The sequence below is a fragment of the Nocardioides pyridinolyticus genome (genome assembly GCF_054653575.1).
This window is the reverse complement of record NZ_BAAIFY010000001.1, coordinates 291,274-317,507: the sequence shown is the minus strand read 5'-3', so window position 1 is coordinate 317,507 and position 26,234 is coordinate 291,274. Positions and strand designations below refer to the sequence as shown.

Below are 26,234 nucleotides of genomic sequence, written 5' to 3'. Positions count from 1 at the left end.
ATCGGCGGACGCCCCTGGCGGGCCTGACAGGATGGCGCGGTGCGTCGCGCGGTGGCTCCCCTGCTCGCGGTCACCGTGGCCCTCGTGCTCGCGGACTCCGCGGTGGTCACGCTCGCCCTGCCCGACATCCTCGTGCACCTGGACGCGACGGTCAGCGAGGTGGCCTGGGTCCTGATCTCGTTCAACCTGGTGCTCGGGCTGGTCGCCGTCCCGGCCGCCATGCTCTACGGGCGCGCGGACCCCCGGCTCTTCACCGCCGCCGGGATCGCGGTCTTCGCCGGCGCGTCGGCGTGGTGCGCGGTCGCCGGCTCGATCGACGTGCTCATCGCCGCGCGGTGCCTCCAGGCGGTCGGCGGCGCGCTGGCCCTGGTGGGCTGCCTCGAGCTCCTCGTCGCGGAGCGGAGCGAGCACCGCGGCGTCGCGGCATGGGTGACCGCCGGCGTCGTCGGCACGGCCACCGGGCCCGTGCTCGGCGGCCTGCTGACCGAGGCGATCTCGTGGCAGGCGATCTTCGTGGTGCAGGTGCCGTTCGCCGTGCTCGCGGTGCCGGCGGCGCTGGCCGTCCGCGGGGTCGCGACCGTGCCGCCCGACCGGCACCGCCCGGCGATCCGCCCGAACCTCACGCTCGCCCTCCTGTCCGCCGCGCTGACCGCGGCCCTGTTCCTGCTGGTGCTGCTGCTCGTCCAGGGCTGGGGCCGGTCCCCCGCCACCGCGGCGCTGACCGTGTCGGTCGTCCCGATCGCTGCGCTGGCCGCGGCGCCGCTCGCCCGGACCCTGCGAGCGACCCACGAGGTCGAGGTCGCCGTCGGCTGCTTCCTCGTCGCCGGCGGGCTGGTCGGTCTGGCGATCCCGCCGTCGGCGCACCTCCTCTGGACCGTCGCGCCCCAGGTCCTCGTCGGGCTCGGCCTGGGGCTGACCATCGACCGGCTGACCTCGCAGGCGATGGAGATGCGCCTGCCGCGGGTGCGGCACGCCGGCTGGACGATCAGCGCCCGCCACCTGGGCGTGGTCGTGGGCCTGGCCATCCTGACGCCGGTCTTCACCGCCGACCTGAGGGACGCCCAGGTGCCGGCCCAGGAGGCCATCACGTCGGTGGTGCTCGACGCCCCGCTGCCCACCCAGGACAAGGTCGCCCTCGCCGAGGCGCTCGGCGAGGAGCTGGCCGGCCAGGAGGACCAGGTGCCCGACCTCCACGACGCCTTCGCCTCGCTGGAGGTCGCACCGGAGGACCAGGCGGCGCTCGACCGGCTCGAGGCCGACCTCAGCGAGCAGATCGAGCGCGCTGCCACCTGGGCGTTCCGCGACTCGTTCCTCATCGGCGCCGCCCTCGCCCTGCTGGCGCTGCTCGGGGTGGCCGCGCCGCACCGGAGGCGACCGTGAACCTCGCCCTCCCGTCCCTCGCCCTGGCCCTGGTGGTCGGCGTGCTCGGCGTCCAGGTCGCCGCCGGCGGCGGCGACTTCGCGCCGCTCCAGCCGGCCGACCCGTGCGCGCAGCACGAGGTCTCGTCGGCGTCCGCGGGCATCGACGGCCTCACCGAGACCCTCGTGCTGCTCGCCCTCGACGACGCCGCCTGCACCCTCGGCGTCAGCCGCGAGACGCTCACGCTCGAGCTCGCCCAGACCCCCGAGCCGACGGACGCCCAGGTCGACGCGCTGCACGACGGCCTGCTGTCCGCGGTGACCCGGATGGACGCCGCCGGCACCCTGCCGCCGGCCTCGGACCTGCTCGACGAGGCACTGGAGAACGCCGACCTGAACGCCTTCCTCGAGGCCGCGATCCGCGCCTTCCCCGACTCCGTGGTCGACGCGGCCCTGAAGACCGACGAGGTGCTCACCCGGGCGATCGACGACCTCGACCTGCGGATGGTGCTGGAGAACCTCGACGACCCCGACGCACTCGACCAGCAGCTCGAGACCGCGATCACCCGGGCGGTGAAGGACTCCCTCGCCGACCGGGCCCGTGATCTCGTGCCGGGGTTCTGATTCCTAGACTCGCCCCGTGAGTCGAGACATCCGGCGGGTCGCCGTGTTCTGCGGGTCCAGCGACGGGCGGGACCCCGCATGGGCGCGGGCGGCGTACGACGTCGGCCGCGGCCTGGCCGAGCGCGGCATCGGCCTCGTCTACGGCGGGGGCGGCAGCGGCCTGATGCGCGAGGTGTCGCAGGGTGCCCTCGACGGCGGCGGCGAGGTGCTCGGGGTGATCCCACAGTCGATGGTCGACCGCGAGTGGGGCCGGCACGACCTCACCGAGGTGCACGTCGTCCGCACCATGCACGAGCGCAAGGCGATGATGGCCGAGCTCGCCGACGCCTTCCTGTGCCTGCCCGGCGGGCTCGGCACGCTCGAGGAGATCATCGAGGTCTGGAGCTGGCGCCACATCGGCTTCAACGAGGACCCGGTCGGCTTCCTGGACACCGGCGGCTTCTGGACGCCCCTGCTCACCGCCCTCGACGGCCTCGTCGACGCAGGCTTCGTGCGCCGCGAGGTCCTCGACGACGTCGTCGTCGCGACGACCCTCGACGAGGCGCTCGCCGGGCTGGCGGCGCGCTAGTCCGTCAGCTCGGGCTGAGCCGCCTCGAGGAGGTACTCCCACCCGGGCTGCCACGGGACGTCGGCGGCGACTGCCTCGGGCAGGGGAACCCGTCGCAGGTGGTGCTCGAGGCCGACTCGAGTGGCGACATGGCCGACGACCAGCACCCGGGCGCCATCCCAGCGAGGGAGCAGGTCGGAGAGGAACCGCCCGACACGTGCGACCGCCTGCTCCCAGCTCTCGCCGCCGGGGAAGGGTGTCGTCAACTGGGCCAGGCGATCAGCGTGGACCCGCTCGCGCGGCATGCCGTTGAGCTCGCCGTAGTCGCACTCACGCAACCGCCAGTCGAGCAGGACGGGGAGGTCGACGCCGGCGAACGCGATGTCGACGGACTCCACCGCGCGCGCAAGGTCCGAGCTGAACACGGCATCCAAGCCGTCGTTGCGGCGTCGTGCGCCGAGCTCGGCGGCCTGGCTGCGTCCGAGCGCGGACAGTCGCCCGGGTAGCCAGCCGGTGGCGATGCCCGCGGCCACCGTACGCGGCTCCCTCGACCGTCACGACCGAGGACGCGCGCGCCCGGCTACGCCTGCTCCTCGACGATGCGTAGCGCCTTCGCCGGACAGCGACGGACACCCTTGCGGGCGGCTGCCTGGAGCTCGGGCGGTGGCTCCGGAAGCAGCACCTCGACCTTCTGGTCGGGCAGGTCATACACGTCGGGCGCCGCCGCGACACAGTTCCCATAGGCCAGGCATGCCGCCAGGTCTGCCTCGATCTTCATGAATTCATGCCTCCACGACTTCTTCTCTTCGTCGCTCCCGGTCAGGCCGGGAGCGACACATCCTTCGCGCGTAGTCGGGACAACGCCGCGGGATCCGTCGCCAGGCGCCGGATACCGAGCGCGACCTTCGGTTGCGCGATGGTCACGAAGGCGACCGTCTCGTCGCCCCGTGCGTACCGGAACAACCAGCTGGTTCCTGCGGGCTCAGCGTTGCCCGGCACATCCTCTACGACCGTGCCAGCCGTGGGGTCCCCGATGACCTCGATCCGAACTTTGAACTGGTCGGACCACACGTATCCAAGGCCTCCGAACTTCGTGGCGTTCTCGCGCCCCGACAACAGGTTCGCCGCAGCCACTTCTGCCTGGCGCGCCGAGTCGGTCCAGTGCTCGATCCGGTGGCGCAACCGACCGTCGCCGTCGACGATGCGCACGACGTCTCCAGCGCCCACGACGCCGTCCGCCGCGAAGAGCGACTCGTCGCAGACCAGTCCGCCCTCCACGCGCAGGGCCGAGCTCGCGAGCCACTCGACGTTGGGCACCGCACCGATGCTGACGAGGACCTCGTCGAAGCGCATCACCTCACCTCCGCCCAGGACTACCTCTGCTCGAGATCGACCGTCCCCAGCCGCCGGGCGTACGTCGGACACCGCGACATCGGTCCTCAAATCGACGTCGTGTGCTGCCTGAAGGGCAGCCAACTCCACGGCGACCCGTTCCCCGAGCACCTGGGCCATGGGCCCGGGTCCGCGCTCGAGGACGGTCACCGAGTTCCCCAATGCCTTGGCGGCGTACGCCACCTCGGAACCGATGAAGCCGCCACCGACAATGCCGATGGACTGCCCGGATTCCGCGAGGGCCGATCCCAGCCTGTGCGCGTCAGCGAGGGTCCGCAGGACGTGGACGCCGGGTCCGGTCCCCGTTGCGAACGTGCGCGCACGCGCTCCCGTCGCAATGATCAAGCCGTCGTATGACAGGCTGCTCCCGTCGTCGAGTTGCAACCCTCGGCGGCTCACGTCAACGCCGATGGCACGCGTGGAGAGGCGCACGGTGACATCCAGATCGTCCCAGTCCTGAGGCGACACCAATGCGATGTCGTCCTCATCCCACTCGCCGGTCAAGACCTGCTTGGACAGGGGCGGGCGGTCGTACGGCTGGTCCGGCTCGTCACCGATGAGCACGACTCGTCCCGTGAAGCCCGAGTCCCGGAGAGCCTCAGCAGCGCGCGCCCCCGCCAGGGAGGCCCCGACGATGGCGATCGTCTCGCGCATGCTCACCACTCCCACGGGAGAAGGCCGACGGGAAGAAGCGCACCCGTGACCAGGGCAAGGTCGAGGCAGGCCACGACATCGCGAGCCACGTCGTCGGGGCTCAAGGTGTGCCCGCCGAGGTTGCGCGGTGATGACGAGTCGGTCGTGGCCGTCCCCGACCCGCGCGCCTCGTGCAGCATCCGCGTATCCGTCGTCCCCGGCACCACCACGTTGACCCGGATGCCCCGCGGGGCCAGTTCGAGGGCGGCAGTGCGGGTCAGGCTGACCAAGGCTGCCTTGGAGGCGCCGTACACCCCCAGCGAGCGCTTCCCGAAAGCAGCACCCGAGGCGATGTTGATGATGTGCCCCCCGTTGACCATCCGAGGTACCGCATCCGCGATCAACAGGGAGGCGCCTACGATGTTGACGTCGAGACACTGTCGCCACTCCTGCTCCGTGACTTCGTCGACTGGACCGGTCGGACGAACGGCGGCAGCGTTCACGACCACGTCGACCGGCTCCTCGATCGTGGCGAGAGCAGCACCCCAGGTGCCGGGGTCGCTGATGTCGGCGACCATCTGCCGAAGTCCAGGGCCGGGCGGGCCGTCATCGGCGAAGGAGCGGTCGAAGGCGACGACGGTGTGGCCGCGGGAGACAAGGCGTCGCGCAACCGCCTGGCCGATGCCGCTGCCGCCTCCGGTGACGACCGCGGTTCCCCGCCCGGCGCCCTCAGGCATCGGGCAACGCGCCCGGGGTCATCAGGGACGGCCAGGCTTCGCCCTGGGCCATCCTGGCCCACCGCCGGTAGAAGTTCCTCGCGTTCTCCTCGGTCGACCAGTGCGTGGATTCGACTGCGCCCTCCAGCGAGCTCGGCCGGGTCATGCCCAACCCCTGCGCGTAGTTGTACGGCAACGTGCCGGCCACCGCCCCGCGGCTGGCACTCGTCGCGTAGTCCCAGTTCTCCATGTCGTCCTGCTCGGTCAGCCCACCCGGACCCGAGTAGCGCAGGTAGTAGTGGCGAAGCCACTGGCGGGCGTCGTCCCGGGCGTCCTTGTCGACGATGTACCAGCGCCAGATCTCCGTCTCCCAGGGCGTGACCGGATGGGCGACCAGGATGGTCTTGGGGAAACCGAGCGCGTGGAGAGACATCGACGGGAACATCGTGGCGGGGCCATTGGCGCCGAGGGGATGCCCCTCGGCAAGCCGCACCTTCTTCTTCTGCGCCGACAGGGCTGCGAAGTACTCGGTCAGCTCCTCATTGTCCGCGAACTGGGGGGACTGCCGGTCCTCGTCGGGCGAGTCGTTGGCACCATGGCCGAGGTCAGGAAACGAGACCGACCGCTGGAACTTCGCTCGGCGCGCGGCAAGGGCGTCGGGACCGGTTCCATGCCGTGTCCCAGTGGCGCCCGCGGGCCCGATCCCCACCGTCTCGACGCTCGAGTGCGTCGTGTCGGCATGGTAGGAGTCACCGAGGAAGTTCTCGGCCACCAGCTTCCAGTTGGTGGGAACCCGCCACTTCTGGACGCCGGCGATGACTTCTGCACCGGCGACCACTCCCGACAGACTGTCCGCCAGGTTGTTGAGCCAGTACTTGAAGTTGCCGACATACTCCTCGAAGGACGGCGCATCCGCGTCCCACGTCGCGAAGATCAGGCCACGGTAGTTGACTGTGCGCCCGGTTCGGACGAGTCCCCAGTCCTCCCGCTTCAGCTTGCCGCCGTAGGCATTGCCGTAGTGCGGGACGCCGAACAGCTCGCCTGGGGTGTCCACGAGCTCACCGTCGATCGAGTAGGACCAACCGTGGTACGGGCAGGTGAACTCGAGCGTGTTGCCGGAGTCGTAGCGGCAGACCTTCATCCCACGGTGACGGCAGGAGTTCAGCAGGACGTGGACCTCACCCTCCGAGTCTCTGGTCATCAAGACAGCGTCGGTGCCCATGCGGGAGGAGAAGAAGTCCCCTGGTTCGGGGATCTGAGACTCGTGTCCGACGAAGAGCCAAGCCCGGGCGAACAGGTTCTTCAGCTCCATCCGGAAGATTTCTTCCTCGCCGAAGACGCGGCGGTCGATCACGCCGTTGGTCACGTCGACCAGCGCGGCCAAGTCCACCGCCGGGGTGGGGTCTCCCAAGCTCATCTGTCGTGTTCTCTTTCCTGTACTCGAATGCGATCGTGGGGGCGGTTGACTAGAGGAACACCGTGAGGTTCTTGGCCATGAGGACGCTCTGGTCGATCAAGGCGACACGCTTGCGTAGCAGCCAGGACCCGGCGGCTCCCCGCACCAGAGTGTCGAAGCGACGACCGACCAACGTGTCGGTCTCCGTGTCAACGCGGTTCCGGTAGACAAGGAAGCGCGACGTGACTTGCACCGAATCGTCATCCACGTGGACCACTCGCACATTGCTCACCAGGTGGGAGACACGGGAGATCGGCTCCTCTGCCCAATGCTCACCGGTCTCGAGTTGGATGACCCGCTTCCGCAGCGTCTTCTTGTCCTCGTCGAACCACATGACGTCGACGCCTGCGTTCGTGTTCTCACGGTCCATCTGCCGCGAGTGGACGTTACGCCGCAGCGGGACCTGGTACTCGAGATCCTCGTGAAGCAGGTCCAACCACTCGCGGAACCGTCGTTCGTCGAGCAGATCGGCCTCGCGGAACATGAACTGCTCCACGCTCCAGTGCAGCTTGTAGTCGCGGTCAGCCATACCGTCAAGAACCTCGTCGAGCACGATTACGCCTTCTCTCTCTCAAGACCGGTTTGCGCCTTCACGGCGCCTCGACACGCGCGCCGAGGCCGAAGGAGACGCCCATTCCGGTGATCCACTTCTCGACGAGCTCGTACGATGTGAAGGTCGGGGTGCACGAACCCGCCGCCGCCCAGGCAGCAGCCCATGTGCGGATTTCGTTGGCCCCTCCTCCGCGGGGATCGATCTCGTCCTGAACGATGCGTGAGAAGACGTCGCGCTCGCCCCTGGCCATGCCCGCGAGCAGCGCCTGATCCCATTCCGGATCTACGTAGTCGAGGGCCGTGGCCAGCGAAGCGGCCCTCTCCTCGTCGGTCAGTCGCACCGCACCCGGCTTCGGCTCGGGGAACGGCGGGTGGTGACTCAGGCCCCCGGTACCGACGAACAGGATGCGTTCGGAGGCTCCGGAGAGCGCCCGACCGAGGATCGCTCCGACCCGCGCGGCCCGCGCGACCGGGAACAGCGGGAACCCGATGGCGTTGACGATGATCGGCACCAGCGGCACGACCGAGGGCTCGTCGAACAACTGCGTGAGCGTCAGCCCCATCCCGTGGTCGACGCTCACGTTCTCGGCAACGGCGAGGTCGACGTCGGTCTGCACCATCGCGCGGTAAAGCTCCGTGGCAATCGGGTGCACGGTCAGCGGGATCTCGGGGATGCCGAACTCGGGCAGGGTGCGGCCCGACAGCACTCCGGTGAAGGGGGGCCGCACCTCGTTGAGGAGGTTCATGTGATCGGGGGCGAACAGCACCACCACATCTGCGGCGAAGTCGTCGATGAAGGCACGCACCTGATCCACCGCCCCGCGATACCCCAGGCCGACATCCTGCGCGTCCGGCAGGGTCATGAAGGGACTGTGGGACAAGCACACGAAGGCGCGGCTCGCCCCGACCTGTGTGGATGGATCGGTGGATGTGGTGGTCACTCGACGTCCTTTTTTCGCTTTCCGAAGATTTTATCATTCTATGTAGCCAGGAGCCGGAGCGTCAACAGCGACGTCGGAAGGACCGGCGCAGGAACCACCCCGGGGTCGCGATCGCGATGCCCAGGACCGTCACGGCGGGCGCGAGCCCGACCAGCGCGCCCAGCCCGGCCGCGCCCAGGGGGGCCAACAGCAGCGAGGCGGACCGATAGGTGCCGGTGGCCATGATCACCTGCCCCTGATCCTCTGTGCCCGCGAGCTGGCTGGCGAACCCGGGCCCCAGGGTCTGCACCAGGCCCGAACCGACTCCCGACACCACCAGGGCGGCCGCGGCCGCCCAGAGCCAGGACGAGGCCGTAGCCGCCACTGCGAGGCCGAACCCTGTTGCCACGATGCCGCAGGTCAGCGCCCGTTCGACGAAGGGTCCCCGAACGCGGCCAGCCACCATGCTGCCGACGATCGACGCCCCGTTGGCTGCGGCGACGAGGGCTCCGATGACCGACGAGGAGTGCCGGGAAGCATCGAGGATCACCGGGACGTACGACGTCAGGAGCGCGCGCCACCCGCCTGGGGTGACGGTCGTCCAGGCCACACCCGACCACGCTCGCGGCTCGCCCGAGCCACGGCGCCTTCGCCGTCGCAGCTGCCTCCGCTCGACGCGGGGACGGCGGTCTCGGACGAGGAGGGGTGGCAAGACAACCAGCGCCATCGCGGGCACGACGGTGCCGAGTCCGACAACTGCCGCGGACGCCATCGTCGCGCGCTCGGAGAACGCGAGCAGCACGCCGGCGACCAAGGGTCCCAACGCCCCACCGACGCCCGCAACGAAGTTGAGGGAGGCCAACCCCTGGACGGCCGAGCGTGAGGCACGGACCGCGTGAGCCTGACTTCCCGTCCAGAACACCGCACGTGCCACTCCCTGGAGTACCTGGCACGCGGCGAGTGTCACCCAGATCGCGTCCACGAGCACGATGAGGTTCGACACGGCCAGCAGGATGCCGGCGACGGCGACGAGTGAGCGGTCCGGAAACCGTGCCGCGGCAGGCCCCAGCCCGAGACGGGCGAGCAGCTGAGCGGCAGCAGTCAGGGTGGCGAGGACGCCGACCTGAGTTGCGCCGAGCCCGGCGGACAGAGCGATGAGAGGCACAGCGATCCCGGACATGCCGACGCTAAACGTGAACACACCGGCGGCCGCACAGCCGAGGAGTTCCTCGCGACGGGGCGATGCGCCTGAGGGCGGCCCCTTGGACGGCGGGTTGGGCATCGGCGGACGAGTCAGCCGGAGGTCGTACCGGTCTGCTGCTCCCCCCTCCCGGTCATCCGCTCCTGCAGTTCGGCGTAGGTGATGAATCCGGCGGATGCCCGGTAGTTCAGCCCCAGGGCCTGGAGGAGGCGCGTGTTCTCGACCAGGAGCATGCGCACAGGCTCGGTCTCACTCCCGTTGTAGTGGCGGTGCCACTCCATGGGTGGGACACAGACGAAGTCGCCTGCCTGCCACGTGAAGGTTCGGTCCCCGATCTCGCTGTACCCGTGACCCGCCAGGACGCAGTGCACGGCTTCGTGGTGGTGCTGCTGCATGTCCGAGGCGACTCCAGGAGGCAACTCCTGGAGGAACAGCTCAAATGTCCGCATCGGGGATCCCAGCACTGGCGCGAGGTTCGATGGGTTGGTACCGGCAGGCGTGTACCACTCGAGGTCGGCACCCCGGATGACGAGATCCCGGTCCTGTTCGACGCCGCGAGGGAGGGGCGTGCGCTGTTCTGAGATCTCTGCCCGGAATCCGGCGAGGTTCTGTGGTTGTGACATGACAGTTCTCCGGTCAGGTGGTGTGTTTCGGAACTCTGATGGCGTGGTGCTCGATGTACTCATCGAAGCCGAGCGCTGTCCGCTCGCGCCCGATGCCACTCTGTTTGACGCCGCCGAACGGCATGTCGAACGAGAGTGACCAAACATTGTGGCTGTTGACGAACGTGCTGCCTGCTTGCAGACGCGCGGCGACCGCGAACGCCTTCTCCGGGTCGCTGGACCACACCGACGAGGCGAGGCCGAACTCAGAGTCGTTGGCGAGCGTGACCGCCTCATCGACATTGCCGAAAGGAATGACCGGGATCGCCGGACCGAACTGTTCGGTGGAGACCAGTTCGGCGCTCTGGTCGACGCCCGTCACCACGACAGGGCGGAGGTAATGACCGCCCGACTCTGCCGCCTCATCGCTCAACCGGCCCAGCTCATGGACCTTCGCGCCACCGACTAGCGCCCGATCCACCAGGTCGATGACCCGCTCTGCCTGCCTGGCGTTGATGAGCGGACCGAAGTCGACCCCCTCTGACATGCCGTGCCCCACGACGTACCGATCGACGCGAGCGCACAGGGCGTCTACGAGCTCGTCGTGGCGGGACCGTGCCACATAGATGCGCTTGATGGCGAAGCAGATCTGCCCGGCACGAGTGAAGACGCCGCTGGCCAGGGCGTCGACCGAGGCCTCCAGATCGACATCGTCGAGGATGACTGCGGCGTCGTTGCCTCCCAGCTCGAGACTGACGCGCTTGAGGTTGCCGGCGGCCGCCGACATCACGGCTCGCCCGACCTGCGTGCTACCCGTGAACGACATCTTGCGGACGTCGGGGTGCGCACTCAGCGTGGGGCCGGCTCCTCCCGCGGAGTTCACGACATTGAGCACGCCGGGAGGAAGGAAGGCGGCCAAGGTCGCCATGGCGCGAGTCAGCGCCACGGGAGCTTCCGGCGACGGTTTGAGGATCACCGTGTTTCCCGCGGCCAGCGCCGGAGCCACCTTGGAAGCCGCCAGGACCATGGGCGAGTTCCAGGGCACCACCATGCCCACGATGCCCACGGGCTGCTTCAACACCGTGATCACGTCGGCTGGGCCGTCGAGGACATGGTCGGCCAGGTGGTCCTCCGCGATGGCGAACATCGACCGGGAAAGCGCGACGGCGCGGTTCACGTCCATCTGAGCCTCCCGCAGCAAGGCACCGTTCTCGTGCACCAGCGTGGCGGCGAGTTCGTCCGCGATGGACTCGACCGCGGCGAGACCATCCGTCAGCAGCTTCAGCCGGTCCCCCAGGGCCATGCCCGCCCACACGCCGGATGCAGCTCCGGCCGCCACCACGGCCCTGTCGACATGCTCGGCGTCGCCTTCGGCGACCACAGCCACCACGTCCGCGGGTCGCCCAGGATCCTTGACCTCGAAGGTGTGCCGCCCCGGGACAGCCTCACCTCCGATCAGGTGATGGACCTGCGGCACGGTGGAGATCACGAGGTCGCTCCGGGAGGTGCGGCCGCGACCGACTCCCCGGTTCGCCGGGCCGCCAGATGGTCGGCGTGGAGCTGTGCCAAGCGGCGTCCGGACTCGCGAGCCCCCTCGGCGTACTCGTCAGGACAGTGGACGTACGGGGGCCGGCTAGGGCCCGCCTTGATGTAGCCGGCCTCGTTGATGCGGATCTTCTCGAGCTGCACGTTGTAGGTCGAGAAGAGTTCGAAGCTGCCCTGCGGAAAGAACGTACGCGAGGCAGCCCGGTAGGAGTTGGCGATGGCCTCGGCCTCGGTGGCGCGTCCGGCCCTCAAGGCATCCCGCAAGGCGATGGCCGGCGCCGGTCCACACGAGGCGCTGCCGCTCCAGCAGGCCGTGATCTGGTCCGGTGCCCACCGCCACACGTAGTACCAGTCCCTCTCGACCGGAAGTAGCTTGAGCTGACCTCGACTGGCCTCCAGGTCGGCCAGGAAGGACGGGCCGAGCACGGGATACTTCGCGGCGACGACCTGTGGGATGTCCGCGAGCCGGGAATAGACCCGCGGGCTCAGTTTTCCGCGGAAGGACACCGGGTTGTCGTAGACGATGATGGCCAGCTCGGGGACCGCCTGTGCCACGTGCCGGTAGAAGTCCACCGTCGCCGTCTCGTCGCACGGAGACCACATCGGCCGACCCAAGAGCAGTCCGCTGACGCCGAGGTCCCGAAGTGCGGCGGCGCGCGCGATGGTGTCCCTCGTGTTGAGGGTCGTCGCCCCGACGAACACCGGAACGCGGCCGGACACCTCGTCCACGACTGTGCTCGCAAACGCCCTGTGTTCATCCCACGTCAAGGTGGCGCCCTCGCCGAAGGTGCCGTTGGTCAGCACCGCGTCGACCCCGTCGTCGACCAGTGCGCCTACAGCGCGCCTCGTCTCCTCGTGGTCAACGGTGTCCTGCACCCGCGGATCGGCAGCGTGTGCCGTCGCCGGGGTCGGCATGATCGCGAGTACCCCGCTGATCTGCTCAGTCTCGATACGCTGCATGTCATACGTCCCTTCGGCTCGTTGCCAGCGACGACTGGACCAAGGTCGCAGCCTCGCGTTCGACATCGTGGTCATACAGCCACGAGCGGAAGAGGGTCGACTCTGCGATCTCGGAGTCCCGCACGCTGAGATCGTCGAAGTGCGAGTCGTAGCGACGCCCGTTCATGCGTGCACCTCGCTGCACCTCCGTGGTCCTGGGGCGCCGCTGCTGCTCGTAGGCCCGCAGCGCCGCAGGTGCACTCTCGGCGTCGGAGGCCGCGAGATGGATGGCAAGCGCCAGACCATCCTCGATCGACTGGTTGGCTCCCTGCCCGAGATGAGGCAGCATGGGATGCGCGGCGTCGCCCAGCAGTGTCAACCGACCCTGGGTCCAGGTGGCGAGAGGCTCGCGGTCGTAGAGCCCCCACCAGTGCGTGGTCTCCACCTGCTCGAGCAAGTTGGTCACCCGCGGATCCCAGCCCTCGAATGCTTTCCTGAGCATGTCAACGTCACCCGGCGCGGACCATGATTCCTCCGCTTCGGCATCGGACGGCACGAAGCCCACATAGTTGATGAGCGTGCCTCCGCGGACGGGGTAGACGAGGAAGTGCTTGCGCTCGCCCATCCACAGCTGCGACACCCCGACGGGCCAGTCAGGGAGCAGGCTCGCTGGGATGAGGCCGCGATATGCGACCGAACCGGAGTTGACCGGCCGGGCGGGCGCGACGACGTAGCGCTGAAGGGTCGAGTTGATGCCATCCGCTGCGATCACCACGTCGGCCTGCACCTCCGCCCCATGCTCGAACGCCAGTAGGCACCCTCTGTCGTCTTGGACCATGCCCGTGCACCGGTGACCGGTGTGAACCCTGTCCGGTGGCAGGTGCTCCGCCAGAACGTTCAGCAGGTCTGCACGGTGCATGCCGTACATGCCGTTCCAGCCCGAGCTGTCCGTAGTCAGGATCGGCGCAACGACCGTCCCGTCCGCGCGGTAGTAGGTGGACCCGTGGCCGACCGGAGCGCCGACCTCGGCCAGCGCCTCCGCGAGCCCCATGCGTTCCAACCCACGCAAGCTGTTCGGGGTGATCAAAACGCCGGCCCCGACCTCTCCGAGTTCGGGCGCCTGCTCATAGACATGTACGTCGACGCCGCGCTCGAGCAGGCTGTTGGCTGCCGCAAGGCCGCCGATCCCTCCACCCACCACTGCCGCTCTCATCTGCCGACCACCCCACATCCTCATTCTTTCGCTATCCGAAATCTATTCGGTATCCTAGTGACACGAAAGCGCGAGTGTCAACGCCATCCGTCGTGCTCTCAGCCTTTTGAGGCCGGCCGAGGGGATGGGCCGGCGGCACGACACACGCCCGCCGAGGACGTGCGACAACGCCCCGGGGCATGCGCGGAGGCATCCCGGGGCCTACCCCGGTCGCGGAGGTGTTCTGGGGGTCAGACCGCGGAACAGGTCAAAGCATGCGGCCCAGTCGCTGCGCCTCGCGGCGCAGGACCGGCAGGAACTCGTCCCTCATGCGGCTCATGGAGACCTGGGCCGCGAAGGCGCTGACACTCATGGCCGCCTGGGTGACCCCGGCGGAGTCCACGACTGGAACCGCCATCGTCCGCACGCCCAACTCGAGTTCTTCGTCGGTGTACGCGACACCGTCCTCTCGGGCGCTCTCGATGAGCTTGCGCACGGCCGAGCGAGAGACAACGGTCTTGGGCGTCCTGCGCTCGAGCTGACTGCCCTCCAAGACCGCACTGAGGGCGTCCTCGGTAAGCGTGGTCGCCAGCACCCGACCTGTCGACGACGCCCACAGCGGGAGGGTTGTTCCGACCCTCACCCCCGCAGACGCGATCCTCGCGGCCTCGGCACGCGCGACGAACAGCGACTCGCCTCCCTCAAGGACCGCCAGTGACGCAGACTGCTCCAGCTCATCTCGCACGGCCAACAGACAGGGTTGTCCGAGCGTTGGCAGCGAGGCCGTCGCGGAGTAGGCGCGAGTGAGCCGGGCGACGCGCGGCGTCGGCCGGTAGTACTTGCCGTCGTGCGTCAGGTAGCCGAGGTCTACGAGCGTCAGGAGGCACCGACGGGCGGCGGCAGGCGTGGTGCCGGACGCCTGAGACGCATCGGTCACCGTCATGCGCGGAACCTCGGCCGAGAAGCTCTCAAGGATCGCCAGGCCCTTGGCTAATCCGCCCATCGCCTCTTGCCGAGTCTGGCCATTCGTCACCGTGCGACTCCTTCGCAGCTCGGCCCAAACGGGACAATCTTCGTTATACGAAAACTGTGACCCGTTGTCAAGCCGACGTGGATCGGCCGCGACACCGACCGCGGCGTTTCTGCAGCCGGGATCAGAAGAACAGACCCACCCGGAACTCGAGGTTGAAGAAGGAGATCAGGCTCCAGATGAGACCTGCCAGCAGGAGTCCTGTCAGCAGTGCGACGAGCCAGGAGTCCCGGGCGACGAACCGTACGTAGATGGTGCTAGCCACGGCGGTGCCGACGGTGAAGCCCAGTCCGATCACGGCGATCCCGAATCCGACGAGGATTCCAGCGAGCGCAAGCACCACACGACCGTTGCCCCGCAGTTCCAGCGCCACGTCCATGGCGACGGTCGATCCTTCGTCCGCTGCCGCGCCGCCCCTGGAACGGACTTGCTTCATCACCACTGCGCCGATCCGGAGCAGCACCAGGACGATCAGCACGATGCTGATGTACTTCGGGAACAAGGCGGCGCGATCAGGCCATCCGAGCGCAGTCGTCAAGGCGTACGCGGCGCATAGGAGCACGGCGAGGTCCGGAAGGATCTCGCGGAGGACTGCCAGCGACGAGCTGGTCCTGCGCGTGGGCACTACCTCGAATTCAGCCACGGCTATCCTCCATCTCCGGCGCGGCGGCCTTGCGACCACCACGGCTTACGGTGCCACTCATGATGACCAGCACGGTCACGACCGCGATAGCGATCACGGTCGGTCGGGTGAGCCAGTCCCAGCCGTCACCTGCCACGGACCTGAACAGATAGCGCTCAGAGAGGTCCCCGAGCACCAGCCCCAGAATGAGTGGCGGTCGCGGCCAGTTGCAGGCGACCATGACCACGCCGATCGCCCCGAAGATGAGCATGAGCCAGATGTCGATGAGCTGGCGGTGCTGGGCGAATGCACCCACGTAGACGAAGACCGTGACCACGGGCACCAGCACGGACGCCCGAGCCGTGGCCAGCCATCCGATGCGGCCCGCCAAGGGAAGACATATCGCCACCGCGACGATGTTGGCGAACAGGATGATCCAGATGAAGGACATCGTCAGGGAGAGGTCCTCTGACAGCATCTTGGGGCCAGGGATGACGCCCTGGATCAACAGCCCTCCCATGAGGATGGCCATCATGGTGCCTCCGGGGACACCGAAGGCGAGCGTCGGGATGAGGCTTCCACCCTCCTTGGACTGGTTGGCGGCGGCGGGGCCGATGACGCCCTCCACTGCTCCCTTCCCGAACCGGTCCTTGTCCTTCGAGCTTTGGACGGCATGGCCGTACGCGACCCACTGGCCGACAGCCCCACCCAGGCCGGGAACGATCCCCACCACAGCGCCGAGTGCACTGCAGCGCAGGGTCAGCCCCCAACCCCGGATGACGTCCCCGAAGCCGCGTCGCGCGCCGCCTACGTCGACCTTGCGCGACTGCTGTTCATCCTTCGACAGCAGTAGCTGCAGCAGCTCCGGGACGGCGAAGAGCCCCATCGCCACGCTCACGATTCCGACCCCGTCCCACAGGCCGATCTCACCGAATGTGAACCGCGTGATTCCCGTCTGGGGATCCAGGCCCACCGTCGCGATGAGCAGGCCCAGCGTCGCGGCGATGAGTCCCTTGAGCCGGCTGCCCCGACTGAGGACAGCGATGAAACTCAGCCCGAGGATGGTGAACATGAACAGCTCCGGCGACTGCAACCTCAAGACCAGGGGTCTGACGACCGGAATGATCAGCAGGATGATGATGAGGCCGAAGACTGCGCCGAAGAGGCAGGCGGTCAGGGTCGCGCCGATCGCGCGTCCCGCCTCCCCCTTCCTGGCCATGGGATAGCCGTCCAGCACCATCGCCGCTGAGGTTGCCTCGCCTGGGACGCCGATGAGGATCGACGTCAGGTCCCCCGCCAGGGTGATGACGGCGGCCAGCCCGAACATCAGGGCGAAGGCCTCCGCGGGTTCCATGCCGAACGTGAAAGGCAGGACAAGCGACAGCGCGGCCGGGCCACCGAGACCCGGAAGAACGCCCACCAGGAGACCGATCAACACGCCGAGTACGAGGTAGGCCATCGCCGACGGCGTGAGGATCATCGCGAGGCCCTCGCCTAGCGCTTCCACCATTGTGTATTCCTTCTACTTTCGTCGGATCGGCTGCGCTGCCAAGGCGTGTCCGTCTCCGTCAGATCAGGGCGTTGACCGGCGGGGCGGCCGCGTTGCGCGCGCCGCCGTAGAGGTCGTCGATGAAGTCGGTGTCGTCGATGTCCCTCAGATAGCTGGTGTCCCAGATCTCCATCGGCCCGATGAAGTTCGACCGCTCGTCCTTGAGCGTGTCGAGCTGGTAGACGTTCCAGATCGCTAGCGGGTGCGGGTACGGCTTGGGGCTCAGGGCCTGGGCCCAGAAGTCCTGCAGGTGAGCGACGTCACGGGGGTCCTCGATACCGATCAACGGGGCCAGCGTCGACCCGAGGATGTCGCGAACAGCGTCAGGCTCAGTCTTGAAGAAGTGGATCGTCTCGATCATCGAGCGCAAGAACGATCGAGTCAGCTCCTCGTTCTCGAGCACCCACTCGCGATTCGCGCAGATCGTGGTGTTGTGGATCACCGGCATCTGCGGCAGGTCCAACACTCGCAGCCCCCGCGTCACGCCATACCGGTCGAAGGGCACATCGACGGCTGCCGCTGCCGCCTCACCCGCCAGGACCGCGTCCACGGCGCGGCGGGCCACGAGGGTCCCCTGCTCTCGCCAGACCTCGAACTGGACCTGCTCCACGTCGACACCGGCGTGGGCAAGCGCGCTTCGGAAGTTGCCGAAGACGCACGGCGCCGAGGTGCTCACCACGATCTTCTTGCCGGCGAGGTCGTGCAGCGATCCCACCGAGGACGCCGCGACCAGCCGGTCATCCCAGTCGTTCTGCGCCTGCGCGAGGTAGACGAAGCGTTTGTCACCTCGAGCGCGATACGCGTAGGTGTCGTGGTGCAATCCGCTCATGAACTGGTACTCCCCCGCCAGCACCTTGGGGCCGCGCTGCCCCATCTCGATCCGCGGCTGCCCGGGCACGTCGGCGTTGGCAATGTGCGTCACCAGGTCGAACCCGTGCTTCTGGGTGATGCCGCTGTCGCGCCAGACGTAGCCGAGCGCCATGTGCGAGATGTCGCTGCACAGCATGCGTACCGTTGAGGAGCCCACGAGGATGCCGTCCTTCGTTTTTCGATAGTCGATTTGTTCGTAGATTCGGATCGTTGCCCCGGCTTCATCCGAGGTCTCGGTGGCAGGCAGGAGTTGAAAGACCTGGCTCGCGGTGTCCCCTCAGACGCCGAACCCAGCATCCCGACCCGGGCCAGTTGGTGAATCACGTTCCACAGCGCTCACGCCAGCGGCACCCTTTCTGGCACTCCCCTCCACCACCGCCCCCTGGACCCGTCAGGCGCGCACCGATCTCGTCACGCCTCCGGGTCCAGGGGTGCGGGTCACAGGTCATTCCTCCGGCGTGAGCATGGCCTTGAGCGTCTCGGTCGTGGCGTCCGGAGTGTCCTTGATGAAGCCGGTGTAGGTCTCCTGGAGCGTCTCCGCGTCGACCGGCTCGATGGGGCGACCGGCCTCTTCTGCCTGCGCGATGAACTCGGGATCCTCCGTGCAGGCCTCCCACGCCGCCTTCAGGGCCTCGACGCGGTCCTCCGGCACGCCGGCCGGCGTGAAGTACGGCCGGTGGTACGCGCGGTCGCGGACACCGACCTTGAGGAGCAGAGCGTCGTCCTCGTTGTCAGCGAGCGACTCGAAGTTCGGGATGTCCTCGACGAACTCGCCTCCGTACGCCGGCTCGCCCTCCTCGGCACTCTGAAGCAGCGAGACCCATTCCCCACTGTTCATCTTGTCGGCGTACTCCGCGCGGAGTGAGGCGTCGCCCACCAAGAATGCGTCGATCTCACCCTGTTCGACGGCCAAGCCCAGGGGCCCCGTACCCTCGTAGCCGGGGACCAGCTGCACGTTGGCGCCGACGACCTCCTTCAGGAGGATCGCGGGGTCGGCAAGCAAAGAACCCGGTGCAGCGATACCGATCTTGAGGGTCTTGCTGCCGTCCATCACCTCGTCGATGGACGTGATGCCAGCCTCGGCCCGCGCAACGAGGATCATGTTGACCGGCTTGTCCGGCATGCCGAGGTAGCCGAACTCGCTCATGTCGTACAGAACGCCCTCGGCACCGAGCAGCTGTGCCATCGCCGCGCTGCCCTCTCCGGTCCCGAACACCGAGCCGTCGTTGTCGGCGGCCGTGGACAGGTAGTTCATGCCGACGATGTTGCCGGCGCCAGGCATGTTCTCCACCACGATCGTGGGCTTGCCCGGCAGGTGTTCCGGCATGCACTGCGCGTAGAGGCGGGCGTAGGTGTCGAAACCACCGCCGGGCGGCTGGGTGACGATCAGGCTGATCTGCCGCCCAGAGTAGAACTCCTCAGCGGTCTGGTCCGAACTGCTGTCGGACCCACAGGCCGCCAGTACAAGCAGAGCGGCCGGGGCCGCCACGAGGGCGGCCCGACGGCTTCGAGAACTGGTGGGCGATTTCATCATGACGGCTGTCCCTTCAGGCAACACGCCGGTTAGAGCGCGCAACGAGTGGTATCCCCGAGGAAGAAAAGTTTTCGCTAAGCGAATTGTTTTCACAGACTAGTGGGAACTGTGACGTTCGTCAACAATCACTGGCCGAAGACGTTGAGCTGGCCGCGCTTGGGGCTCACAGCGCGGCCAGCTTCCGCTCCAGCACCCCTCGCTCGCGCTCGTTCTCGCACCGTCGTACGGCGGTCGCGAGCTCCTCCCGGGCCTCCTCGACCCGCCCCAGCCGGCTGAGCAGCTCACCGCGGACGCTCGGGAGCAGGTGCGACCCGCGGAAGGCACCTTCGTCCAGTTCGTCGAGGAGGGACAGCCCGGCCTCCGGGCCGGAGGCCATCGAGACCGCGACGGCGCGGTTGAGGTCGACGACCGGCGAGGGAGCGATGCGGGAGAGCGCCTCGTAGAGCAGGACGATCCGGTCCCAGTCGGTCTCGGCGACCGTCGGTGCGACCGCGTGGCACTCGGCGATCGCGGCCTGGACCCCGTAGTACCCGAGACCGCGCCCGGACGAGGCCAGCGCCAGGGCCGCACGGCCGCGGCGGATCGCGGCCCGGTCCCAGCGACCCCGGTCCTGGTCCTCGAGGAGGACGGGATCGCCGGACGCGTCGGTGCGCGCCGGGAACCGCGCCGCGGTCAGCTCGAGCAGCGCCAGCAGGCCGTGGACCTCGGCCTGGTCGGGCATCAGCCGCGCGAGCACGCGGGCCTGGCGGATCGCCTCACGGGCGAGATCCACCCGGATCAGAGCGGTGCCGGACGACGCCGTGGAGCCCTCGGTGAAGATCAGGTAGAGCACGCTCAGCACCGGACCGAGCCGCTCGCGGCGCTCCTCGGGCGAGGGCAGCACGAACGGCACCTGCGCCGCGGCGAGCGTCTTCTTGGCGCGGGTGATCCGCGCCTGGACGGTCGCGGTCGGCACCAGGAAGCCGCGGGCGATCTCGTCGCTCGTGAGGCCGCCGAGCACCCGCAGGGCGAGCGCGACCTGGGCCTCCCGCGACAGCACCGGGTGGCACGAGATGAAGATCAGGGACAGCACGTCGTCCTCGATGACGTCGGGGTCCCACAGCACGTCGTCCCCGACCGATTCGGAGTGCTCACGGGCGATGGCGGCGTACCGCTCGTCGAGGGCCGCGCGGCGGCGGAACGCGTCGATCGCGCGCCGCCGCCCCACGGTGAGCAGCCAGGCCGCGGGGTTGGGCGGCACGCCCTCCCGCGTCCAGGTGACCAGCGCCTGGGCCAGCGCCTCCTGGGCCAGGTCCTCGGCGAGCGCGAAGTCACCGGTGTACCGCGCCAGGGTGGCGACGATGCGGGCGGACTCGATCCGCCACACCGCCTCGACGGCCGCGCGGGCCGTCGTCACAGCTGGCCGTTGGCCTCGCGCCAGGCCCGCTCGCGCTGGATCCAGGGGTTGTCCTGCGGGAACTCGTCGATGCTGGGCACCCGGCGGATCTCGGCCTTCATGCCCGGGCCACCCAGCGGCGCGCGCTTGGCCCACTCCACGGCCTCCTCCTGCGAGGCGACGTCGAGGATCCAGAAGCCGTTGAACAGCTCCTTGGTCTCGCCGTACGGCCCGTCGGTCACGACCGGCGGCGTCTGCGAGTAGTCGACGACGACGCCGGTCGACGCGTCGTCGAGGCCCTCGGCCGCGACCAGCACGCCGGCGTTCATCAGCTCTTCGTTGAACGCGCCCATCGTCGCGATGATCTCGTCGAAGTCGATCTCGCTCATCGCCGCGAACGACTCGTCGGTCGCGCGCATGATCACCATGTACTTCACGGTCTTCTCCTGGGTTGCCCGGGTCCTCGCCTGGACCCTCTCACCCCGGAGTCGAACGGCGGTACCGGCGGATCGACAAACGCCGCCGAAATAACGCCGAGTCGGCGCTGTCTCAGCTGAGACAGCGCCGACTCGGCGTTCGATCAGCGGGTGGCGGTGCCCTCGGTGTAGTCCGAGTCGTGGCTCTTGACCCACGACATCAGCTTGCGCAGCTCGCGACCGGTCTGCTCGATCGGGTGCTGCTCGCCCTTCTTGCGCAGCTCGTTGAACTCCGGCGAGCCGGCGTCCATGTCGTCGATGAAGCGCTTGGCGAAGGAGCCGTTCTTGATGTCGGCCAGGACGGCCTCCATGTTCTTCTTCACCTCGGGGGTGATGACGCGCGGGCCGGAGACGTAGTCGCCGTACTCGGCCGTGTCGGAGACCGACCAGCGCTGCTTGGCGATGCCGCCCTCGTACATGAGGTCGACGATCAGCTTCAGCTCGTGGAGGCACTCGAAGTAGGCGACCTCGGGCTGGTAGCCGGCCTCGGTGAGGACCTCGAAGCCGTACATGACCAGCTGCGAGGCGCCGCCGCACAGCACGGCCTGCTCGCCGAACAGGTCGGTCTCGGTCTCCTCGGTGAAGGTGGTCTTGATGCCGCCGGCGCGCAGGCCGCCGATGCCCTTGGCGTACGACAGGGCGAGCGGCCAGGCGTTGCCGGACTCGTCCTTCTCGACGGCGACGAGCACCGGGACGCCCCGGCCGTCGACGAACTCGCGGCGGACCAGGTGGCCGGGGCCCTTCGGCGCGACCATGAACACGTCGACGCCCTCGGGCGGGGTGATGAAGCCGAAGCGGATGTTGAAGCCGTGGCCGAAGACCAGGGTGTCGCCCGGGGCGAGCTGCGGCTCGATCTCCTCGGCGTACAGCTTTCGCTGGTGCTGGTCGGGCGCGAGGATGACGATGACGTCGGCCTCCTCCGCGGCCTCGGCGGGGGTGACGACCCGCAGGCCCTCGGCCTCGGCCTTCGCCCGGCTCTTCGAGCCCGGCTGCAGGCCGATGCGGACGTCGACGCCCGAGTCGCGCAGCGACAGCGCGTGGGCGTGGCCCTGGCTGCCGTAACCGATGACCGCCACGTTCTTGCCCTGGATCAGGGACAGGTCGGCGTCGTCGTCGTAGAACATCTCAGCCACGGGGGCTTCTCCTTCTTGTTGGGGTGCTACGTCAGCCCGCTGCGGGCGGAGCCGGAATTGTCACCGGGCGCAGGTTGCGCTCGGAGATGGAACGGGAGCCGCGGCCGATCGCGACCATGCCGGACTGCACGAGCTCGCGGACGCCGAAGGGTTCGAGCACGCGGAGCAGGTCGGCCAACTTGTCGGCGTTGCCGACCGCCTGGATCGTCACGGCGTCCGGGGCGACGTCGACGACCTTGGCGCGGAACAGCTGCACGGCGTCGAGGACCTGGCCGCGGGTGTCGCTGTCGGCCTTGACCTTGACCAGCAGCAGCTCGCGGTTGACCGAGGCCGAGCCGTCGAGCTCGACGATCTTGATCACCTCGACCAGCTTGTTCAGCTGCTTGGTGACCTGCTCGAGGGGCGACTCCTCGACGTTGACCACGATGGTCATCCGGGAGACCTCGGGGTGCTCGGTCGGGCCCACGGCGAGCGAGTCGATGTTGAAGCCGCGGCGGCTGAACAGGCCCGCGATGCGGGCCAGCACGCCGGGCTTGTTCTCGACCAGGACGGACAGCGTGTGCCGGGTGTTGACAGCGGTCGTCATGGGCGGAGCTCCACATCTGCGTCGTCGTCGAACTTCGGCGCCATGTCGCGCGCGTACTTGATGTCGTCGTTGCTGGTGCCGGCGGCGACCATCGGCCACACCATCGCGTCGCGGTGCACGCGGAAGTCCACGACCACCGGGACGTCGTCGATCTCCATCGCCTTGTTGATCGTGGCGTCGACGTCGTCCGGGCTCTCGCAGGCCAGGCCCACGCAGCCGTAGGCGTCGGCGAGCTTCACGAAGTCCGGGATCCGCTTGGAGTGCAGGTCGGTGTTGGAGTAGCGCTCGTTGTAGAACAGCGACTGCCACTGCCGGACCATGCCGAGCGACTCGTTGTTGATGACCGCGACCTTGATCGGGATGTCGTTGATCGCGCAGGTGGCGAGCTCCTGGTTGGTCATCTGGAAGCAGCCGTCGCCGTCGATCGCCCACACCGTGGTGTCGGGCCGGCCGACCTTCGCGCCCATGGCCGCCGGGACGGCGTACCCCATGGTGCCGAGGCCACCGGAGTTGATCCAGGTGTTCGGCTGCTCGTAGCCGACGAACTGGGCGGCCCACATCTGGTGCTGGCCCACGCCGGAGGCGTAGACGGCATCGGGGCCGGCGATCCGGCCGAGCCGCTCGATGACGTACTGCGGGGCGAGCTCACCGTCCGGGACGTCGTAGCCGAGCGGGTACTTCTTCTTCACCCCGGCCAGGAACTCGACCCAGTGCTCGAAGTCGCCGGTGTGCCCGGCGTCCGCCTCGGCCTTGAGCGCCACGACGAGGTCGCTGATCACCTCGCGGCAGTCGCCCACGATCGGGACGTCGACCGCGCGGTTCTTGCCGATCTCGGCCGGGTCGATGTCGGCGTGGATGACCCGCGCGTGCGGGGCGAACGAGTCGAGGTTGCCGGTGACCCGGTCGTCGAAGCGGGCACCGAGGCTGATGATCAGGTCGCTGCGCTGGAGGCCGGCGACCGCGGCGACGGTGCCGTGCATGCCCGGCATGCCGAGGTGCTGCGGGTGGCTGTCGGGGAACGCGCCGCGCGCCATCAGCGTCGTCACGACCGGCATGCCGGTGAGCTCGGCGAGCACCTTGAGCTCGCGGTGGGCACCGGCGCGGATGCAGCCGCCGCCGACGTAGAGCACCGGGCGGCGCGACTCGAGGATGAGCTTCGCGGCCTCGCGGATCTGCTTGGCGTGCGGGCGGGTGACCGGGCGGTAGCCGGGCAGGTTGAGCTCGGTCGGCCAGTCGAAGGTCGTGGTGGCCTGGAGCGCCGACTTCGCCACATCGACGAGCACCGGGCCGGGGCGGCCGGTCGAGGCGATGTAGAACGCCTCGGCGACGGTGCGCGGGATCTCGGCCGGGTCGGTGACGAGGAAGTTGTGCTTGGTGATCGGCATGGTGATGCCGCGGATGTCCGCCTCCTGGAAGGCGTCGGTGCCGATGGAGGCGGCGCCGACCTGGCCGGTCACGGCGACGATCGGGACCGAGTCCATGTGCGCGTCGGCGATCGGCGTCACCAGGTTGGTCGCGCCCGGGCCGCTGGTGGCCATGCAGACGCCCACGCGGCCGGTCGCGGCGGCGTACCCCTGCGCGGCGTGGCCGGCGCCCTGCTCGTGCCGGACCAGGATGTGCCGGATCGAGGAGTCCATGAGGGGGTCGTACGCCGGGAGGATGGCGCCGCCCGGGATGCCGAAGATGTCGGTTGTCCCGGCTGCCTCCAGCGACCTGATCAGGCTCTGCGCGCCTGTCATCTGCTCGCTCATCGTCTCTTCCTGTTCGTCCCGTACTGGATGTCGGGCGCTGCCCAACAAAAAACCCCTCGGCCCGGCGGTGGGCGGCGAGGGGTGACGTGCGCGCTGAGCTCGGTGTCCGGTCAGCTCACACGTCGCGTGCGTACAAGAATGTCCTTGCGCATGACGTCACCGTAGCCGCACGGGCCTCCTGCCCGCATCCGAGTGTGCCACGCGTCCCAACATCCGGGACAGCGGTCTCATCCCTCGGCGGAGTCCCGCCCGTCGGCGGTGCAGACGCAGACCTTGTTGCCGTGGGCGTCGGCCAGCACCCAGAACGCCGGCGCGAACTCCTCGGTGACGAGCGTGCCGCCCGCGGCGACGGCCGCCACGACGCGCTCCTCGGCGACCTCGCGCGGCACCACGATGTCGAGGTGGAAGCGCTGCTGCACCTCGCCGGTGGCGTCGGGCGCCTGCTGGAACCACAGCGTGTTGTTGCGGCCGCCAGGATCGGCGATCTCCGACCAGCCCGGGCGGTCCTCGTAGGCGAGCACCGCCCGCCAGAACGGCTGCACCTCGTCGGCGTCGGGCACGTCGAGCGCCAGCTCCAGCGTGGACACCTCCCGCGGCGCGGACGCGATGCCGAGCTCGGCGGCGATCTCGGAGATCCGGCGGGCCAGCGCGATGTCGCGCGAGGTCACGCCGTGGGCGTCGTGGCTGTGGAGGTCGACGTCGACCCGGGGGTAGGTCAGCACCACGTCGGGGTGGTGGTTGGCCTCCTCGGCCGCCTCGGTGATCCGGGTGACGAGCTCGAGGCCCTTGACGAAGCTGCCGGTCTCGAACCGGGCGTGCAGCTTCATCAGGAAGAACCGCCAGTCGGCCAGCCCCTCGGCCTGCACCTGCGGGAAACGGAGCACCTGCTGGGGATCACTCATGGCAGCACCACCTGTCCGATCGGTCCGGGGTTGGTCGCGATCTCCCAGCGGTAGCCGTCGGGGTCGCCGAAGTAGCCGGAGTAGCCGCCCCACTCCCGCTCCTGCGCGGCGTGGACCGGGTCCGCCCCGGCGGCCCGCGCCGTCTCGAGGACGGCGTCGACCTCCGCCGCGGTCGCGACGTTGTGGGAGAGCGTGATCGGCGCGACGCCGGGCCCGCGGCGTACGGCGCCGACCTCGGCCTCGAAGTGCTCCTCGACCCAGAGCGAGAGCACGACGTGCTCCCCCACCCGGATCGTGAGCACGTCGTCCTCGACGTGCAGCGCGGCCTCCCAGCCGAGGCCATCGACGTAGAACGCCCGGCTGGCCTCGAGGTGGCGAACCGCCAGGGTCACGAAGCTGATCCGCTGGTCCACGCTCTCCACCTTGGCACAACTCGCCGGCACCCGTTGCGGCGCCGAGCCCGGTCCCGCCGTGATGAAGACCTTGAGAGCAGGGCGAGTTTGGTCGCGGCCACGAGCGGGCACCAATGGGCGGCACCATCCAACCGAACGGAGTGACACCATGCTGTGGACCATCCTCATCGTGCTGGCCATCATCGCGCTCGTGCTGTTCATCCTCGGCCGCGTCCGCGGAGGCCGCGGCGTCTGAGCCACAGCCGACGTCTCGCGAGGCACCGTTCCTTCGGGGGCGGTGCCTCGCGGCACGTCAGGCCCCCGGCCACTCCCGGCG

At 68.9% G+C, this 26,234-nt stretch carries 28 protein-coding genes; 4 read left to right on the top strand and 24 right to left on the bottom strand.

Going from position 1 to position 26,234, the window contains the following annotated elements:
- The first annotated feature begins 39 nt into the window (after positions 1–39).
- From ACYQ0U_RS01625 to ACYQ0U_RS01615, 3 genes are read left to right on the top strand one after another with little or no spacing between them, the layout of a single operon-like run.
- Positions 40–1,380: an MFS transporter gene (locus ACYQ0U_RS01625; protein WP_459968677.1), complete on the top strand. Its 1,341-nt coding sequence runs from the start codon at positions 40–42 to the stop codon at positions 1,378–1,380.
- Entirely contained in the window at positions 1,377–1,982 is a 606-nt protein-coding gene (locus ACYQ0U_RS01620; protein ID WP_459968675.1) for a hypothetical protein, read from the top strand. The genes ACYQ0U_RS01625 and ACYQ0U_RS01620 overlap by 4 nt, the downstream gene beginning before the upstream one ends.
- Positions 1,983–1,998: 16 nt before the next feature.
- Entirely contained in the window at positions 1,999–2,550 is a 552-nt protein-coding gene (locus tag ACYQ0U_RS01615; protein WP_459968673.1) for an LOG family protein, read from the top strand.
- Here the strand turns inward: ACYQ0U_RS01615 and ACYQ0U_RS01610 are convergent.
- From ACYQ0U_RS01610 to ACYQ0U_RS01495, 24 genes are all read right to left on the bottom strand, one after another.
- Positions 2,547–3,062 carry a histidine phosphatase family protein gene (locus ACYQ0U_RS01610; protein ID WP_459968671.1) on the bottom strand — a complete coding sequence of 172 codons (516 nt, stop codon included), beginning with the start codon at positions 3,060–3,062 and terminating at the stop codon, positions 2,547–2,549. The two genes, ACYQ0U_RS01615 and ACYQ0U_RS01610, sit on opposite strands and share 4 nt — an antisense overlap.
- A gap of 47 nt (positions 3,063–3,109) precedes the next feature.
- Positions 3,110–3,307 carry a ferredoxin gene (locus tag ACYQ0U_RS01605; protein ID WP_459968669.1) on the bottom strand — a complete coding sequence of 66 codons (198 nt, stop codon included), beginning with the start codon at positions 3,305–3,307 and terminating at the stop codon, positions 3,110–3,112.
- A gap of 41 nt (positions 3,308–3,348) precedes the next feature.
- Entirely contained in the window at positions 3,349–4,575 is a 1,227-nt protein-coding gene (locus ACYQ0U_RS01600) for an NAD(P)/FAD-dependent oxidoreductase (protein ID WP_459968667.1), read from the bottom strand.
- Positions 4,576–4,577: 2 nt separating this feature from the next.
- Positions 4,578–5,291 carry an SDR family NAD(P)-dependent oxidoreductase gene (locus ACYQ0U_RS01595; protein ID WP_459968665.1) on the bottom strand — a complete coding sequence of 238 codons (714 nt, stop codon included), beginning with the start codon at positions 5,289–5,291 and terminating at the stop codon, positions 4,578–4,580.
- Positions 5,284–6,687: an aromatic ring-hydroxylating oxygenase subunit alpha gene (locus ACYQ0U_RS01590; RefSeq protein WP_459968663.1), complete on the bottom strand. Its 1,404-nt coding sequence runs from the start codon at positions 6,685–6,687 to the stop codon at positions 5,284–5,286. Before ACYQ0U_RS01590 ends, ACYQ0U_RS01595 begins: the two co-directional genes overlap by 8 nt.
- Positions 6,688–6,736: 49 nt before the next feature.
- Positions 6,737–7,279 (bottom strand): 3-phenylpropionate/cinnamic acid dioxygenase subunit beta, encoded by a 543-nt coding sequence (locus ACYQ0U_RS01585; protein ID WP_459968661.1) that lies wholly within the window; start codon positions 7,277–7,279, stop codon positions 6,737–6,739.
- Between the two features lie 37 nt (positions 7,280–7,316).
- A complete protein-coding gene (locus tag ACYQ0U_RS01580) occupies positions 7,317–8,165 on the bottom strand; it encodes a DODA-type extradiol aromatic ring-opening family dioxygenase (protein ID WP_459968864.1) in 849 nt (282 codons plus the stop codon).
- A gap of 115 nt (positions 8,166–8,280) precedes the next feature.
- Positions 8,281–9,480, bottom strand: a complete 1,200-nt coding sequence (locus ACYQ0U_RS01575) for an MFS transporter (protein WP_459968659.1) — start codon at positions 9,478–9,480, stop codon at positions 8,281–8,283.
- Between the two features lie 11 nt (positions 9,481–9,491).
- Positions 9,492–10,022 carry a cupin domain-containing protein gene (locus tag ACYQ0U_RS01570; RefSeq protein ID WP_459968657.1) on the bottom strand — a complete coding sequence of 177 codons (531 nt, stop codon included), beginning with the start codon at positions 10,020–10,022 and terminating at the stop codon, positions 9,492–9,494.
- 13 nt (positions 10,023–10,035) lie between these two features.
- Positions 10,036–11,490 carry an aldehyde dehydrogenase family protein gene (locus tag ACYQ0U_RS01565; protein WP_459968655.1) on the bottom strand — a complete coding sequence of 485 codons (1,455 nt, stop codon included), beginning with the start codon at positions 11,488–11,490 and terminating at the stop codon, positions 10,036–10,038.
- Entirely contained in the window at positions 11,487–12,506 is a 1,020-nt protein-coding gene (locus tag ACYQ0U_RS01560; RefSeq protein ID WP_459968652.1) for a dihydrodipicolinate synthase family protein, read from the bottom strand. The genes ACYQ0U_RS01565 and ACYQ0U_RS01560 overlap by 4 nt, the downstream gene beginning before the upstream one ends.
- 1 nt (position 12,507) lies before the next feature.
- Positions 12,508–13,698 (bottom strand): FAD-dependent monooxygenase, encoded by a 1,191-nt coding sequence (locus tag ACYQ0U_RS01555; protein WP_459968649.1) that lies wholly within the window; start codon positions 13,696–13,698, stop codon positions 12,508–12,510.
- Positions 13,699–13,945: 247 nt separating this feature from the next.
- Positions 13,946–14,710 (bottom strand): IclR family transcriptional regulator domain-containing protein, encoded by a 765-nt coding sequence (locus ACYQ0U_RS01550; RefSeq protein WP_459968647.1) that lies wholly within the window; start codon positions 14,708–14,710, stop codon positions 13,946–13,948.
- 121 nt (positions 14,711–14,831) lie between these two features.
- Positions 14,832–15,350: a tripartite tricarboxylate transporter TctB family protein gene (locus ACYQ0U_RS01545; protein ID WP_459968645.1), complete on the bottom strand. Its 519-nt coding sequence runs from the start codon at positions 15,348–15,350 to the stop codon at positions 14,832–14,834.
- Positions 15,343–16,839, bottom strand: coding sequence for a tripartite tricarboxylate transporter permease (locus ACYQ0U_RS01540; protein ID WP_459968643.1), 1,497 nt, complete (start codon positions 16,837–16,839; stop codon positions 15,343–15,345). The genes ACYQ0U_RS01545 and ACYQ0U_RS01540 overlap by 8 nt, the downstream gene beginning before the upstream one ends.
- 58 nt (positions 16,840–16,897) lie before the next feature.
- Positions 16,898–17,860: an ABC transporter substrate-binding protein gene (locus ACYQ0U_RS01535; RefSeq protein ID WP_459968641.1), complete on the bottom strand. Its 963-nt coding sequence runs from the start codon at positions 17,858–17,860 to the stop codon at positions 16,898–16,900.
- Positions 17,861–18,193: 333 nt separating this feature from the next.
- A complete protein-coding gene (locus ACYQ0U_RS01530; RefSeq protein WP_459968639.1) occupies positions 18,194–19,375 on the bottom strand; it encodes a type 2 periplasmic-binding domain-containing protein in 1,182 nt (393 codons plus the stop codon).
- Between the two features lie 70 nt (positions 19,376–19,445).
- Positions 19,446–20,678 (bottom strand): RNA polymerase sigma factor, encoded by a 1,233-nt coding sequence (locus tag ACYQ0U_RS01525; protein WP_459968637.1) that lies wholly within the window; start codon positions 20,676–20,678, stop codon positions 19,446–19,448.
- Positions 20,675–21,085, bottom strand: coding sequence for a YciI family protein (locus ACYQ0U_RS01520; protein ID WP_459968862.1), 411 nt, complete (start codon positions 21,083–21,085; stop codon positions 20,675–20,677). Before ACYQ0U_RS01520 ends, ACYQ0U_RS01525 begins: the two co-directional genes overlap by 4 nt.
- A gap of 152 nt (positions 21,086–21,237) precedes the next feature.
- Positions 21,238–22,266: a ketol-acid reductoisomerase gene (gene ilvC / locus ACYQ0U_RS01515; RefSeq protein WP_459968635.1), complete on the bottom strand. Its 1,029-nt coding sequence runs from the start codon at positions 22,264–22,266 to the stop codon at positions 21,238–21,240.
- A gap of 31 nt (positions 22,267–22,297) precedes the next feature.
- Complete coding sequence (gene ilvN, locus ACYQ0U_RS01510; protein ID WP_459968633.1) at positions 22,298–22,852, bottom strand: acetolactate synthase small subunit; 555 nt, start codon at positions 22,850–22,852, stop codon at positions 22,298–22,300.
- Positions 22,849–24,603 carry an acetolactate synthase large subunit gene (locus ACYQ0U_RS01505; RefSeq protein WP_459968631.1) on the bottom strand — a complete coding sequence of 585 codons (1,755 nt, stop codon included), beginning with the start codon at positions 24,601–24,603 and terminating at the stop codon, positions 22,849–22,851. Before ACYQ0U_RS01505 ends, ilvN begins: the two co-directional genes overlap by 4 nt.
- A gap of 227 nt (positions 24,604–24,830) precedes the next feature.
- Positions 24,831–25,505, bottom strand: a complete 675-nt coding sequence (locus ACYQ0U_RS01500; RefSeq protein ID WP_459968628.1) for a 4a-hydroxytetrahydrobiopterin dehydratase — start codon at positions 25,503–25,505, stop codon at positions 24,831–24,833.
- Entirely contained in the window at positions 25,502–25,918 is a 417-nt protein-coding gene (locus tag ACYQ0U_RS01495; RefSeq protein WP_459968626.1) for a VOC family protein, read from the bottom strand. The genes ACYQ0U_RS01500 and ACYQ0U_RS01495 overlap by 4 nt, the downstream gene beginning before the upstream one ends.
- Positions 25,919–25,928: 10 nt before the next feature.
- On the opposite strand from ACYQ0U_RS01495, the gene ACYQ0U_RS01490 reads away from it, so the two are divergent.
- The gene (locus ACYQ0U_RS01490) at positions 25,929–26,153 is read left to right on the top strand and encodes a hypothetical protein (protein ID WP_459968624.1); all 225 of its coding nucleotides are present in this window, start codon (positions 25,929–25,931) and stop codon (positions 26,151–26,153) included.
- Positions 26,154–26,234 lie beyond the last annotated feature (81 nt).